The 14020-nt window shown below is 40.2% G+C and carries 14 protein-coding genes; 2 read left to right on the top strand and 12 right to left on the bottom strand.

All coding sequences use genetic code 11. From position 1 onward, the window contains the following. Positions 1-103: 103 nt before the first annotated feature. Positions 104-1144, top strand: coding sequence for a LamG-like jellyroll fold domain-containing protein (locus AC6JAD_RS07155; protein WP_461304607.1), 1041 nt, complete (start codon positions 104-106; stop codon positions 1142-1144). A 78-nt stretch (positions 1145-1222) separates the two neighbouring features. Here AC6JAD_RS07155 and AC6JAD_RS07150 read toward each other — a convergent pair whose 3' ends face one another. From AC6JAD_RS07150 to AC6JAD_RS07140, 3 genes are read right to left on the bottom strand one after another with little or no spacing between them, the layout of a single operon-like run. After that, entirely contained in the window at positions 1223-1618 is a 396-nt protein-coding gene (locus AC6JAD_RS07150; protein ID WP_461304606.1) for a hypothetical protein, read from the bottom strand. A gap of 25 nt (positions 1619-1643) precedes the next feature. Beyond that, positions 1644-2663: a phenylalanine--tRNA ligase subunit alpha gene (gene pheS / locus AC6JAD_RS07145; protein WP_461304605.1), complete on the bottom strand. Its 1020-nt coding sequence runs from the start codon at positions 2661-2663 to the stop codon at positions 1644-1646. A gap of 46 nt (positions 2664-2709) precedes the next feature. Continuing rightward, positions 2710-3066, bottom strand: coding sequence for a hypothetical protein (locus AC6JAD_RS07140; protein ID WP_461304604.1), 357 nt, complete (start codon positions 3064-3066; stop codon positions 2710-2712). A gap of 92 nt (positions 3067-3158) precedes the next feature. Between AC6JAD_RS07140 and AC6JAD_RS07135 the strand changes: the two genes are divergently transcribed. After that, positions 3159-3692 (top strand): CvpA family protein, encoded by a 534-nt coding sequence (locus AC6JAD_RS07135; protein ID WP_461304603.1) that lies wholly within the window; start codon positions 3159-3161, stop codon positions 3690-3692. 1 nt (position 3693) lies between these two features. Here AC6JAD_RS07135 and AC6JAD_RS07130 read toward each other — a convergent pair whose 3' ends face one another. The 9 genes from AC6JAD_RS07130 to AC6JAD_RS07090 form a co-directional block, all read right to left on the bottom strand. Beyond that, positions 3694-5544: a SulP family inorganic anion transporter gene (locus AC6JAD_RS07130; protein WP_461304602.1), complete on the bottom strand. Its 1851-nt coding sequence runs from the start codon at positions 5542-5544 to the stop codon at positions 3694-3696. 86 nt (positions 5545-5630) lie between these two features. Then, complete coding sequence (locus tag AC6JAD_RS07125; RefSeq protein WP_461304601.1) at positions 5631-5942, bottom strand: hypothetical protein; 312 nt, start codon at positions 5940-5942, stop codon at positions 5631-5633. Between the two features lie 47 nt (positions 5943-5989). Continuing rightward, the gene (locus tag AC6JAD_RS07120) at positions 5990-6739 is read right to left on the bottom strand and encodes a tetratricopeptide repeat protein (protein ID WP_461304600.1); all 750 of its coding nucleotides are present in this window, start codon (positions 6737-6739) and stop codon (positions 5990-5992) included. A 10-nt stretch (positions 6740-6749) separates the two neighbouring features. Then, positions 6750-8468, bottom strand: a complete 1719-nt coding sequence (locus AC6JAD_RS07115; protein WP_461304599.1) for a BatD family protein — start codon at positions 8466-8468, stop codon at positions 6750-6752. Positions 8469-8524: 56 nt separating this feature from the next. After that, positions 8525-9409 (bottom strand): tetratricopeptide repeat protein, encoded by an 885-nt coding sequence (locus tag AC6JAD_RS07110; RefSeq protein WP_461304598.1) that lies wholly within the window; start codon positions 9407-9409, stop codon positions 8525-8527. Beyond that, positions 9396-10433 (bottom strand): VWA domain-containing protein, encoded by a 1038-nt coding sequence (locus tag AC6JAD_RS07105; RefSeq protein ID WP_461304597.1) that lies wholly within the window; start codon positions 10431-10433, stop codon positions 9396-9398. Before AC6JAD_RS07105 ends, AC6JAD_RS07110 begins: the two co-directional genes overlap by 14 nt. Before the next feature lie 4 nt (positions 10434-10437). Further along, a complete protein-coding gene (locus tag AC6JAD_RS07100; protein ID WP_461304596.1) occupies positions 10438-11442 on the bottom strand; it encodes a vWA domain-containing protein in 1005 nt (334 codons plus the stop codon). Further along, a complete protein-coding gene (locus AC6JAD_RS07095) occupies positions 11439-13061 on the bottom strand; it encodes a hypothetical protein (RefSeq protein ID WP_461304595.1) in 1623 nt (540 codons plus the stop codon). The genes AC6JAD_RS07100 and AC6JAD_RS07095 overlap by 4 nt, the downstream gene beginning before the upstream one ends. Before the next feature lie 62 nt (positions 13062-13123). After that, a complete protein-coding gene (locus AC6JAD_RS07090) occupies positions 13124-13990 on the bottom strand; it encodes a DUF58 domain-containing protein (RefSeq protein ID WP_461304594.1) in 867 nt (288 codons plus the stop codon). Positions 13991-14020: the final 30 nt, after the last annotated feature.

The raw sequence follows: 14020 nt of genomic DNA, 5'->3' as shown, positions 1-14020 counted from the left end.
TGCACCACGGAAATGAACTTTATGTATGCACTTATTCATTTAACATTGTTTGCTGTTGGGACTTATTGGATTTTAGATCTATAAATCGCTAAATACAGAAACAATGAAAAAAATTACATTTTTAATACTCGTCATGGGGCTTTCATTTTCGATGGTGGCCCAAAACCAATCCTTAAATTTCGACGGAATCGATGATTACGTAGACTTGGGAGATAATTACGCCTTCGAAATAACCGACACGTTCTCGGTAGAAGCATGGGTGAAATTTGACACCCCAGGATTGAAACAAATCGTATCCAAATTAGGAATCGAGGAAGGTACTTTTAGAGGTTGGGGACTACAGATTACCTCGGCAGGTCGTTTAAGTGGTTATATTTCAACCGAATTCTTCAATGACTACATTTTTATAACAGGTAATTCCGATTTTCTTTTCGACAACAATTGGCACCATGTCGCCATGACTTTTGATGGAGCAGGTTCGTTATTGTTATATGTAGACGGTTTGCCGGAGTCTTTCACCTCTTCAGGCGGAGGTACTGTCACGAATATTCAAACAACTTCGAACACACATATTGGAAACTATGCAGGTAATGGAACTCCTGGAGAATTTTTCTTCGGAAATATAGATGATGTTCGCATATGGGACAGCGCCAGATCTGCTACTGAGATTGAAGACAACTATCTAACCGAACTTTCGGGAAATGAAGCCAATCTTATTGGATATTACAAATTTGACAACAGTGATACAACATGTGATGTTCAGGACTGTAGCCCAAGTGGATTTCACGGAACGCGGGATGGTTCGATCGGCGCAAATGACAAGCCACAATTTTCGGAGGATATCCCTGTACTTGTTGATGTAGATTGTGGTGTTGAAACCGGTTGCCAACTTTCATTGGAAGATTTCGATCAAAATCTAATCGCACTATTTCCAAATCCTACCCATGGAACGATTACCCTTTCAGGATTAACGTCTGAAATCAGTTCCATACAGGTAGTAAACGCTTTGGGACAGACTATAACAGAATTCAGTTCTCAAGGCATGGATACATTGGACATTTCGGAGCTAGCCACTGGTATGTACTTCCTTCTAATTGAATTGGAAAGCAACCAAGTAGTTACGAAGAAGGTGATCAAAAAGTAAGAATACTCCCTTCAATTAAAGGCTCCAGCTGAAAGGTTGGAGCTTTTATTTTTTCAAAACATTTTCATTAAGGAAGGACTATCGGGCCAACACGCCTTTTTCTTGCATCACGGGTAATGCTACAGCATTATCCTCCATAATCGAGTTTGCAGGAAGTTCATAGCGCTTGTCATATAGGGTATCACCTATAAAAAAAGTGATAGTGAAGAAGTTGTCCAACTTAAAAATGCTCTCTTCCAAAAACTCAATTTTCGCATAACTCTTCACGGGAAGCAATTTTAGCGAATGCCTCATGGGAGCTGTCATGTGCTCCTTATTATATCCTTGGGACACAATTAAAACCGTTTCCAAGGGCTCGTTACCATCATTGATAATATATGCGTTCCAATCGTAGGTGTTGAAATCCTTATTGAATTCCTTTACCGCAGCCACATATACATCCTTTACGACAGGAATCTTAATGTCTTTTCTCATAAATAGACGAACTCTTTAGAAAGGTTTAAAGGGAGCTTTTGAATTGTTCCAGAAAACGAATGTCATTTTCACTGAGCATTCTAATATCAGGAATTTGATGCAGTAACAAAGCAATCCGATCTATTCCCATTCCGAAGGCAAAACCTGAATACTCATTGGAATCTATGCCACAGTTTTCCAATACATTGGGATCTACCATTCCACAGCCCATGATCTCCAACCATCCGGTTCCCTTGGTCATCTTGTAATCTGTTTCGGTTTCCAATCCCCAATACACATCTACTTCTGCACTTGGTTCGGTAAATGGGAAGTAACTTGGACGCAGTCTAATCTTGGATTTTCCGAACATTTCGGTCGTAAAATACTGAAGTGTTTGTTTCAAATCGGCAAAACTAACTCCCTTGTCTACATACAATCCTTCCACCTGATGAAAGAAACAGTGGGATCGCGCAGAAATGGCCTCATTCCTATATACCCTACCCGGGGAAATGGTTCGAATAGGGGGTTTGTTATTTTCCATATAACGCACCTGTACTGAAGACGTATGCGTTCGCAATAGAATGTCAGGATCTGTTTGAATGAAAAATGTATCCTGCATATCGCGAGCTGGATGATACTCTGGTAAATTAAGGGCTGAAAAGTTATGCCAATCATCTTCTATTTCTGGTCCTTCAGAAACATTGAACCCAATACGCGAAAAAATTTCGGTAATCTTATTTTTTACTATTGAAATAGGATGTCTAGAACCCAGCGCAATGGGCTCCCCTGGTCGGGAAAGATCCCCATAAACACCGTCGCTTTCTTCTTTCCCTTCAAATTCTTCTTTCAGGGAATTTACCTTTTCTTCTGCAGCTTTCTTAAGTGCGTTTACGGTTTGGCCAAACTCTTTCTTCTGTTCGTTGGCCACATTTTTAAACTCGGCAAAGAAATCATTCAGCAATCCTTTCTTCCCCAAATACTTTATTCGGAAAGATTCAATTTCATCTTTGGTCTTTGCAGAAAAAACCTCAACTTCTTGCAGATGTTCTTTAATCTTATCTATCATAACTACACGCTCAAGTGGTTGGCAAAATTACTGAAATTCTATCGAATTAGGTAATCACTTTCTTCTCTAAAAAGTACTGAACAATAGCATCTTTCATCAACACGCTCTGTTCCCCTGATTTTAATGGTGGTAACTGTTCCAATACCTTGTAATGAGGCCATCCGTCGTCGTCAAAAAAATCGAACTCATAATACCCAAAGGGCTCCAACAATCTACAAATGGCGATATGCATTAAGTTGATCTTTTCATCCTTCTTGAACTTACGGTGTAATTGCCCTAACTCCTGTAATCCCACCAAATAAATTATGGCATCTAACTCGAGCGGTTCCCCATCTGCAAAGCGACTACTTAAAAAGGTCACTACAGACTCCCATCGTTCTTTTAATTGTGGATCTCTAGACATGCATAAAATTCTCTTGCAAAGGTAGCGGTATTCCCGTTTATAATTTAAATATAACAGAAATCTTATCTTTACGTTATACCTAAAAAGATATCATGAATATCATAGACATTGTTCTCGGCATTATTTTACTGCTCGCATTCATTTCAGGATTTAAAAAAGGACTCTTTGTAGCACTTGCTTCGCTTATTGGTCTAATAGCTGGTGCTTTTGGTGCTATCTACTTTTCGGATTTTGCAGGTGCGTATATTTCAAGATGGTTCGATTGGAGCGATCAAATAACAAAATTGGCATCGTTTGCGGTTACATTTCTAATTATTGTGATCGTAATAAATATGGCAGGAAAGTTCTTGACGAAAATAGCAGATTTCGCCGCCCTTGGGTTGTTGAACAAGTTATTGGGGGGGCTATTTGCATTGCTTCAATACGCCTTTATCCTAAGTGTTGTTTTCATGTTTTTCAACAATTCAAATCTTACCGGATATGTTATTTCCGAAGAGAAAAAGGAAAACTCTGTTTTATATGCCCCAGTAGCAGCACTAGCACCCCTGGTGATCCCAAAAGTGCTAGCGCATTACAAGAGCGAAACGGACGAATCGGAACCTTCCGAAACCCCTGATTCTGAATAAATTATTTGTCCCTACTTACATGTTCGCGGATGTATATCATTGCATCCTTAAAATTATCGAATAGGCACTCATTTGGCACCAAATCTGGAATAATATCGATGCTGGTCATGATCGCATTAGGCTGCTCTTGCAGCCCTTCGAACATTGGATGAATGTCCTTTTGATTTAATTCCAATAAGATTTCTTCCATGGTATACGTCCCCGATTGATCCATATAGGGCACTTCACCCATCCTAATAATAACATGCGACGCAGACTCAGGTATTTCTTTGGCGAGTTCTTGAATTTCACTTGTTGAGCCAAAAAAGATGGGTCCTTTTAATCGTTTTACAAAAACCTTCGTTTTCAAATCTGCTGGAAAATTAATTTCATCTTTCCAAGGATGATCCAATTCGTCAGCATTATCAAGAACAACCACTTTCGATTTACGAGCGGTTAAGTCTCCAATTTTCTTCATAAAGATTAAAGAGGCCAATACCAATCCAATTCCAACGGCATAAATAAGATCCCAGAAAACAGATAGGAAAAGCACCAATAACATGATTACAATTTCCGAAATTGGCATTTTTGGGATAGCTCTTAATCCTTTGTAGTCCATAACTCCTATTCCGACCGTAATAAGAATCCCGGCAAGTACCGCTGCAGGAATCTGCGAGGCCACATCTCCTAGAGCCAATAGAATAACCAGTAAGAGCAAGGAGGCAATCATTCCCGAAAGTTTTGTAGTTCCTCCAGAGTTGATATTTACCACTGTCCTAATGGTGGCCCCAGCACCTGGAATACCCCCGAACAATGCTGCAATACTATTTCCAATACCTTGTCCTACCAATTCTTGGTTAGGCTTGTGCTTTGTTTTCGTCATGTTATCTGCCACTACCGAGGTCAATAGTGAATCAATAGCACCAAGGAACGCGAGGGTTAAGGCCGTAAGCACATATGGACTTATTTGGCCGATATTAAAATTGGCAAATATTCCCATATTTATGATCGGGAATCCGCCAGGGATTTCTTTAATGGGAAGATAGTTCAATTTCAGAAAGTAGGCCCCTCCCGATACCACAAAGAGCGCTACTAGAGTGCTAGGAACCTTGGTGGTGATTTTTTTGAAACCAAAGATGATTAAAATGGTTATGGCAGCCAGAATAAGTTCTAGCCAGTTAATGTTAGAAAGTGCTCGTGGTAAAGTTCGAAGCGTTCCAATAACACCAGATCCTTCGCTCTTGGCAAGGGTCATGGCTTCTACTTGAATCTCATTTTCCGTAATTTTTTCGGCTCGCGTTATAGTCTCCCTGAAATCTTCAAGAACCAATATTCCCTCGCCGGCTTCATCTTTCAGGATTTTATCCAGGAGAACCTCTTCTGCCTGCGGTTTAAATTCCTGAATAAAGGCTTCGTCCCTTTCTACACTATATCCAAGCAAAGGAGAAATTTGTGTGATGAGAATAATGACCCCAATAGCCGTCATGAAGCCAGATACCACAGGATAAGGAATGTATTTAATATACTTCCCTATACCTACCAGACCCATGACAACCTGCATGAGTCCTGCCAACAAAAATACCAGTAGAATGTAAGGTAATGCCTTTTCAACATTTCCTTCATTGGCGGCAATTATACCCGCAATAATGACCATAGATACTGCAGTCATTGGTGCGGTTGGGCCGGAAATTTGGGTGTTCGTTCCTCCAAAAAGAGAGGCAAAGAAACCAATAAATATGGCCCCATAAAGTCCTGCACTGGGCCCTAGACCAGATTGTACACCAAAGGCCAGTGCTAATGGTAAAGCCACGATTCCTGCGGTAACTCCACCAAAAACATTCCCTCTAATATTAGTGAATATATTCTTGAACATAAGTTGTTTGGTTTTAAAGGTTGTTTAGAAATTTCACAAAACCCTTTTTGGGTTTTGCTGAAAGTACAGAAAGTTCTTCTGCTGCATTAAAGTACAGAAAATTCTGGTGGAGGGGAAAAGGTATCAGGATACCAGGTATCCCAAAATGGATGAGAGGACCTCTCTGGTGTGATTTTTTGAGTCATTGAAGAAGCATTTTCTTGATCTCTCAGGCTAATTAACACATAGTGTTCAGAATCTGCCAAAGAGGTATCAGTTTTTTCTTCTTCACCTATAGAAAACTCAACGATATCTGCCTCATTATCACACAGGTTAATTACTGCTGGTGTAACAATAAAAACAGAGAAAAGAAGTAAAAAGAATAATGCGTTGGTCTTCATGAATCCTTGATCGTTCATTCAAAAATAACATTTTACGCCAACTATGCTGTTAATCTATTACTAAACTAAAGGATTTTAAAATCTGAATTGAGTACCCAGCCGTCTTTACCGTCGGCAATTTGAATGCGACTCCAGTCGCCATCTTCAACAATTATCTGAACCTTGGTGCCTTCATGCAAAAGGAATGAGGTTTCGCTATTCATTTTTGGGTCCGACTTAACTTCGGTACTTTCGGCAAATATGATGGCAGGTGTATCCTTTAACTGCCTCCCAAATGTTCGAAAACTCATGGTTACACCCGTTATGAGCACAAAAAGAGCCACTAAGGAACCCACAAATAATACACGTTTTCTTTGGCTATATACTGAAAAATAATAGCCAATAAAAAACAACGCGAAGATAATGGAGCAAATTACCGAAACCCCTGCCCATCCTTCGAAGGTTAGTAAATTAGAAACCTTTTTATCCCACTTGGCAAAAACTGTTTGGGGTAATGGCTCGATAGCATCGACGGTAGCATTTTGGGCATAGGCCAAATTGTTAAGGATTTCCCCGTCATTTGGAGCAAGCTGTAGTGCTTTTTCATAATAATAGATACTGGGCCCTATTTGATTGAGACGATAATGTGCATTCCCAATGTTATAGTACAAGGCTGCAGAATGCTGACCCGATTTCAATATCTTATCCCAAGTGGTGATGGCGTCTTGAAACTTATCTGCCTTGTATTGTTGTTTTCCCTGTTCAAAAAGGGCTTCATTTTGAGCTATTCCCAGAGAAGAGACAAAAAGCGCTAGTATGTAAATAACCTTTTTCATTTCTGGGTCGTTATTGAATTTGTTTATCAATGTTGGAAATAGTCCCTACTGCAGTTTCGTAATCCTTTTGAATAGTCACATTAGAAGTAGGTGTATACCTAGCAAATTCACAGCTTTTGAGAAGGTCTGTAAAATTGCCTACAACACCCAAGTCTACTTTTCTTTCCAACAATACATTAGAAATATGCGCTTTGGACATTTCACTTGTTTCAATATTCAGTTTGGCTTTCAAATAATTGTGCAGTGCGCGCTCCAAAGATTCATAAAAGGCAGTCTGGCTGCCAAGATTCTTCTTGGCCTCACTTAAATACTTTTTAGCTAATTGATTAGCTCTTCTAAGTCGGTTTCCGTCTACATCTGCCAAACGCTGCTTTCTTTTTCTCCCTACAAAAATGGCAAGCGGTATAAAAAGAAATGGCGCTCCCAATAATACCCAAAATGTCTTCGATTTAAAGAAGTGTACCTTTTCCATCGCTTCCAAATTGGCATTCAGCTTTATGTATTTAAACTGGTTCTTATCTAAAGTCACTACCTGCTTGGTAGCAGTAGTCGAATTTTCTGTGCTTTCATTGGTCAACGGGCCATTTTCCACTTCAATTAAGATCTCTTTAGAAGAAAGCGTTTCATAGGTTGCAGTACTTGGATTGAAAAAGGAAAAAGTAATGGGTCGTATTGGGTAGTTCCCCTTGAATTGCGGAACGACCGTATAATTTTCTACCATCGCTCCAGACATTCCTTTCGCTAGGGTTTTAATATTATCCGCTCGAGAGGGTTCATAGACCTCGAGGGTACTAGGGAGTTTTAATTTCGGAAGATCGAATAATTTCAAATTTCCATTTCCCGAAACTTTAACGGACAATTCCAGTGCTTCATTAGCATCCAGTTGAGTTTTATTGGTTGAAATGGCAAAATCGAAATCACCCACAGCTCCCGTAAAATTAATGGGACGGCCCTCCTCTGGAAGCGGCTTTACATCGATGGTCCTTTTCCCAGCAGAAATAGTTTTGTTCACCCGTGTCATGAGACTACGGCCAAAAATATCACGTCGATTGCTTTTTACATCGATAGGGATATCGAGGCTTAATGGTTCAATTTCCAGTTTTCCTGTCTTCTGGGGATATAGCACTGTTCTTCTAAGGACTACATATCGATAATCTTCCCCCTGGTATGTACCATCATATATCTTGTAATTACCCCGACTGTCAATATTCTGGCTCCAAAAATCGGCATACTTTGGCGTATCTACTTCGCGCCAATTACTGGTTATACTCACCTCATTGGACACATATAATTTGTAGGTAACCGTAATTGCCTCATTCAAATAAGGATTGGTCTTGGAAACCTCTGCTACCAAGTGAACATTCTCACTGGCCAAATAATCGGCATTATTGCCATCCTTGGGCTTGCTAACAGCGGCAGTTACCTGCACTACGATAGGTGTGGTCTTATAGGTTTCCCCTTCAATATTAATAGTCGCCTGACCTATCGTAAACTTCCCTTTTGCTTTAGGAGCAAGGGTATATGAATACGTTTTGGAGTAACTTCTTTTCCCGTTAATCCATGAATTACTAATTGCTTGGTGAGGTCCTCCCACAATACGGAAACCAGCAAAATCCGGAGGGTTAAAATCGTCGCCATCTTGATTCATTTCGAAATCGATTCGCAGACGCTCATTAACCCCTAATTTCTTTTTGCTCACCTTAGACTGAAACGTGACCTGAGCTTGCAAAAAACTGCAGCTCAGAAGAAACATACATATGTAGAGAAACTTACCCCCCTTCATAACTACCAATCTTTATCACTTTTAACTTTGGTTCCTTTTAATTTTTTTGCATTGATCTTATCCTGGACTTTCTTCTCCTGATCATTCATTGCTTTCAGCAGGTTTTTAATCTGCTGTGGAGACAACTTTCCAGGAACGGGCTGTTGTTTTTGTTCTTTGGGTTGATCTCCCTGTCCGTCCTTTTGATCTTTAGGATCTTGCTGTTCTTGTTTTTCGTTCTCGCCTTCCTTATCTCCTTCGTTCTTATCCTTTTCATCACCTTGATCGCTTTCATCCTCCTTTTGCTCTCCATCGTCTCCTTCTTTTTCTTTCCCTTCGTCGTCCTTGTTATCCTGATTCTGATCTTGCTGATCTTTATTATCCTGTTGATCTTCATTGTCATTCTCGCCATCTCCTCCTTGCGGTGGATTCTTCTCGAGCATTTCTTTTGCCAACGCTAGGTTATAACGTGTTTCTTCGTCGGTAGGATTATTTCGAAGTGCACTTTTATAAGCTTCGACGGCCTCCTGATACTTCTCAGCATTCATGAAAGTATTACCGAGGTTATGATATGCTTTATGTTTCTCGGGCTTGTTCTTAGCGACCTCAGCGGCTTGGGCAAAACGACGCATTGCTTCATCGTTCTTGGCTTCATTGTAGTAGGCATTTCCCAAATTGTATTTCCCAGTCTCTACAGAAGGGCTCGTAGCTATGGCTTTCCTATAATTCACTTCGGCATCCACAAAATTGTCATCGAACAATTCAGAATTTGCTTCACTTAAAAATTCTTGGGTTTCCTTTTGCTGTTGTCTTTGCTCCTTGCTTTCTTTCTGCCCAAAAGAAACCGATGTAAACAACAATAGAATGAGCGTTATGTATGAAGTCCTTTTCATTTTATTCTCCTTCATTAAATAAATTCAACTTTTTCAACCATTGGGTCTTACGTTCCAAAAGCAAGACATCTAATATCAACAAAAATAATGCCCCAGCCAGAAACCATTGAAACTGGTCTTTAAAATCCGTAAACTGTTTGGCTTCAAATTCCTTTTTATCCATACCATTTAATATGGCTGTAACTGTCTCTACGACTTCCTTGGTATTACTTCCATCTATAAACTCTCCATTGGCCCCTTCGGCAATTTCTTGAAGTGTAGGCGTATGCAATCTGGTGATCACCACTTCATTATTCTGATCCCTTTTATAGTATTGTAGGATGCCATTTCTCTTAATTGGAATCTGGGCTCCTTTTTCGGTTCCTACGCCAATCGTGAAAATCTTAATCCCCATTTGGGCAGCTTCTTCAACAATGGCAGACACATTTCCTTCATGATCTTCCCCATCGCTTACAATGAAAAGCACCCGATTACTTTGTTCGTCATCGTCATAGTATGTTTGAGCCAACGAAATAGCTTCTGTAATGGCAGTTCCCTGAGAGGAAACCATCTCGGTATTCATCCCGGCAAGGAATAACTTTGCAGATGCAAAATCGGTCGTAATTGGAACTTGCGGAAATGCGCTACTGGCATATCCAATAATACCAACCCTATCTCCCGCCAAACTATTAATGATCTGTGCCACCAATTGTTTGGACTTCTCCATTCTATTTGGTGCGATATCTTCGGCAAGCATACTTTTGGATACATCAAGGGCGAATACCACATCTACCCCTTCCCTTTTTACAGTTTCCAATTTGGTACCGATTTTGGGATTTACCAATGCAAAGCTGAGGCATGCCACTGCCAAACAAAGTACCAATAGTTTCAGGATCGGTTTGAAGAGTGATCGGTTAGGGCTCAATTTTCTCAACAAGTAATTTGAGGCAAAATTATTCTGAGCTCTTTTCCTCCAAAGTTGTAACAATAGAAATAGGAAGACCAGTGCCGGAATTCCGATCATGATATAAAAATATATGGGTTCTTCTAATTGATACATCTTTCTAAATAAAGCTTCTAAACAAAGTATAACGCAGTAACCACTCCAGTGCTAAAAGACCTAATGCCAGTAGCACAAGAGGACGAAATTTCTCATCGTAACTCTTAAACTTAAATTCTTCTATTTCTGTTTTCTCCAGTTTATTAATTTCTTCATAAATTTCACTTAACCGTGTGTTGCTGGTGGCCCTAAAATATTTACCATCTGTAGTCTCCGCTATTTCCTGAAGCAATTCTTCATCTATTTCTACGGGAACATTGCCGTACTGAAATTCTCCATTACGAAGTAACCCAATAGGAGAGACCGCCATACCATTGGTCCCTAAACCAATCGTATATACTTTGATGCCAAATTCCACAGCCAATTCACTCGCGATTTTTGGATCGATAAACCCAGTATTATTCACCCCGTCCGTTAAAAGAATGATCACCTTACTTTTTGCGCGGCTTTCTTTTAATCTGTTTACTGCAGTAGCCAATCCCATTCCTATCGCCGTCCCTCCTTCTATCACATTATTATACTTAATACTTTTTAGTGAAGAAAAAGCAATGCTTTTGTCACTGGTAAGGGGTGTTTTCGTGAAGCTTTCGCCTGCATATTCTACCAATCCTATCCTATCATTGGGCCTAGCATTTATAAATCGCCCGGCCACCTTTTTCAAGGCTTCCAAACGGTTAGGTTTTAAATCACGTGCCAACATACTGGCCGAAACATCGATGGCCATAACGATATCGATCCCACTTGTGGTCTTAATCTTAGTGCTTTCGTTTACATTTCTGGGGCGGGCTAAAGCCACAATGATAGCTCCCAATGCAACAAGCCTTAGGGCAAAAAGGACAGGGCGAAGTTTTGCCAGCCAATTCTTTCCTGTTTTGAATCCTTTAATGCTCGAAATTTTAAGGGCCGCTGTCTGCTGCTTTCGCTTCCAAATGTACCATACCACGAGCAGAGGTAGCAACAAAAGCAACCAAAAAAACTGTGGATGTACATATTCGAAATTCTGCATCATTCTTCTTCTTTAACTTCTTCCTTTTTTTGAAAAGGATCTATTTCCAGTTCTACCGAATTCACTATTCGAGCTACCAATTCTTCGGCATAATCATCATCAGCTTTTGAAACCACTATGATTTGCTGCAATGCGCCCTGCTGACCAAATACTATGATTTCATAATTCTGCTCAGGTCCAAGTTTTCCGTTGGCTAACTCAGATTTAAAGCTTCCGTAGGCTTTTCGTCCCTTTAGTCCTTCGGGTGTTTCGAAAGCCTCTTGCTTCACGATGATATTTTGGGCTCCTTGCTGTTCCATAGATTGGAGTGACCCTTCAAGGGATCTTTCTAAATTCACTTCAATCTCACCGGTATACTTCACCGAGCTTACCGCCACATAAAACATGTCGAGCAAACTTCCATAGCCAAACATATCCATGGATTGAACCTGCTCCCTTGCTTCTTCAGGAATTGGAATAGGGGTACGTTTCAAAACAACAGGGGTTTCCACAATAATTGCAGGAATTCCATACTCGCTACGGTACCATTTACCCTCCAATAATTCTTTGGTGGGGTGGCCAATGACATTATCCTTTAGGTAGGACCAACCCAAGGTAGTTCCTAACACCACCGTGGTTATCAAAATTGCAAAAAGTCCTGCAAGGGATCCGATAAGAACACGCCTTTTCCTGCGTTTCTTCTTCATGGCTTCCAAATACAGTTCGTTTTGCAAGAGTTCTTCTTCAGAAGGTTCTGGAATGGCTTCTTGGGTTTCGTTGATGATTTCTTCTATGGAAGATCGATCCGCTCTTGCTTGTCCTATTTCCTCCTTCATTTTTGCAAATTTGACCAAATCCGCTCTTTTGAAGATCCCATCCAATTTTCTGATGGTTTCTTGGTCAAATTCAAAGTGTCCGGAATCCTTCAGTAGCATTAAGCGTTCAATCAATTCGTCACTTGTACTTTCCAGTGCCCTACTGTCGACCTCTCGGTCTAAATAACGCTTCACGATTTCAGTAAGTGAAGAATAATAGGCCTTTGATTTGTTCTCTTTCAACAGTTCCAAACTATCCAACTCTTCCAGGGCTACCATCGCTTCTTCGTATGGAGGCAACTGTTTTTCCCGCTCTTCTTTTCTTTTTTTCCTTCTAAAAAGCAGATACCCTATAGCCCCTATAATCAATAAAGGAAGCAGTATATACAATAATGTAATAAAATTGAAGGGAGGCCCTTTCACTTCGATCACTGGTTTAATGTCGAACATTTTCTGCTTGGTCGTATCCACTGGAACATTCCGCACCTCAACCAAGGCAGAGTCGGTCGTAAATACACGATCATCTATCATAATACGCTGAGCAGGAAGTTTATACGTTCCCGAATCGAACTGGGTAATTCCGTATTTCTTAATCAATACGTACTTATCTTCCAGTTTCGTCGTATCGGTCTTATAGGATTCTATGGTTTCGAGCGGAGCGAAACTTTGGCCTTCAGGAAAAAGAACCAAGGAGGTTGTATCGGCTTCTACCTGTATGGTATACTTAATCTCTTCACCGATTCGGATCAAGGTCGTATCAACAGAAGAGGTAACCTGGGCAGCTATATCTTGACATAAGAAAATAGTGAATAGGGCCGCTAAAACCATTCGTAACGAATGGCCTTTTTCACAAATAAAAGACCCATATTTACTTTTGTATTCCATTCCCGCTATCCTCTTCTTTTGAAATATCCCAACAATTTCTTCACGTAACTTTCATCTACCCTACAACTTAATACTCCTGCTCCGCTTTTAAGAAAGGCATCGTTGAACTCATCCACTCTTTCATTATAGTATTTGCTATATCCCCTGCGCACGCTCTTAGAACTTGTATTTACCAACATTAACTCTCCGGTTTCTTCGTCTTCCATTTGCACCATCCCCAGATTTGGCATATTTTCTTCCCTACGGTCATAAATTCGGATCCCTGTTACATCGTGTTTTTTGGAAACGATTTTCAAGGTGTCTTTATACCCCTCTGTAATGAAATCGGAAAGCACAAAAACAATGGCCTTCTTTTTCATTACATTGGTGAGGTATTTCAAAGCTTGTGCAATATCCGTTTGCTTGCTTTTGGGTTGAAATTCCAGTAACTCCCTTATGATTCGCAGTACATGGGATTTTCCTTTTTTGGGTGGGATGAATAACTCTATCTCATCCGAAAAAAGGATCAATCCAATTTTATCGTTATTCTGCATTGCAGAAAATGCAAGGGTTGCTGCTATTTCGGTAATAATTTCATTTTTGAACTGAGTACCTGTTCCAAAGAGTTCGGAACCACTTATATCTACCATGAGCATCATGGTAAGTTCGCGTTCTTCTTCGAAGACCTTTACAAAAGGTTCGTTGTAACGGGCGGTAACATTCCAGTCTATATTTCTTACATCGTCACCAAATTGGTACTGCCTAACTTCAGAAAAAGTCATTCCACGCCCCTTAAAGGTGCTATGGTACTCTCCACCAAAAACATGGTCGCTTAGGCGACGGGTTTTGATTTCGATCTTACGTACTTTCTTAAGAAGTTCTTTAGTGTCCATAGTGTTCAGCAAACAGTTGGCAGTTAGTTA

The sequence above is a fragment of the Aureisphaera sp. genome (assembly GCF_059726885.1).
The sequence above is the reverse complement of the archived record's forward strand: the minus strand, read 5'-3'. Positions and strand labels throughout refer to the sequence as shown.

What these genes read in the sequence shown, in the direction of transcription:
- AC6JAD_RS07155 (WP_461304607.1), top strand. Translation starts at nt 104, where the DNA reads ATGAAAAAAATTACATTTTTAATACTCGTCATGGGGCTTTCATTTTCG.
- AC6JAD_RS07150 (WP_461304606.1), bottom strand. Translation starts at nt 1,618, where the DNA reads ATGAGAAAAGACATTAAGATTCCTGTCGTAAAGGATGTATATGTGGCT.
- pheS (WP_461304605.1), bottom strand. Translation starts at nt 2,663, where the DNA reads ATGATAGATAAGATTAAAGAACATCTGCAAGAAGTTGAGGTTTTTTCT.
- AC6JAD_RS07140 (WP_461304604.1), bottom strand. Translation starts at nt 3,066, where the DNA reads ATGTCTAGAGATCCACAATTAAAAGAACGATGGGAGTCTGTAGTGACC.
- AC6JAD_RS07135 (WP_461304603.1), top strand. Translation starts at nt 3,159, where the DNA reads ATGAATATCATAGACATTGTTCTCGGCATTATTTTACTGCTCGCATTC.
- AC6JAD_RS07130 (WP_461304602.1), bottom strand. Translation starts at nt 5,544, where the DNA reads ATGTTCAAGAATATATTCACTAATATTAGAGGGAATGTTTTTGGTGGA.
- AC6JAD_RS07125 (WP_461304601.1), bottom strand. Translation starts at nt 5,942, where the DNA reads ATGAACGATCAAGGATTCATGAAGACCAACGCATTATTCTTTTTACTT.
- AC6JAD_RS07120 (WP_461304600.1), bottom strand. Translation starts at nt 6,739, where the DNA reads ATGAAAAAGGTTATTTACATACTAGCGCTTTTTGTCTCTTCTCTGGGA.
- AC6JAD_RS07110 (WP_461304598.1), bottom strand. Translation starts at nt 9,409, where the DNA reads ATGAAGGAGAATAAAATGAAAAGGACTTCATACATAACGCTCATTCTA.
- AC6JAD_RS07105 (WP_461304597.1), bottom strand. Translation starts at nt 10,433, where the DNA reads ATGTATCAATTAGAAGAACCCATATATTTTTATATCATGATCGGAATT.
- AC6JAD_RS07100 (WP_461304596.1), bottom strand. Translation starts at nt 11,442, where the DNA reads ATGATGCAGAATTTCGAATATGTACATCCACAGTTTTTTTGGTTGCTT.
- AC6JAD_RS07095 (WP_461304595.1), bottom strand. Translation starts at nt 13,061, where the DNA reads ATGGTTTTAGCGGCCCTATTCACTATTTTCTTATGTCAAGATATAGCT.
- AC6JAD_RS07090 (WP_461304594.1), bottom strand. Translation starts at nt 13,990, where the DNA reads ATGGACACTAAAGAACTTCTTAAGAAAGTACGTAAGATCGAAATCAAA.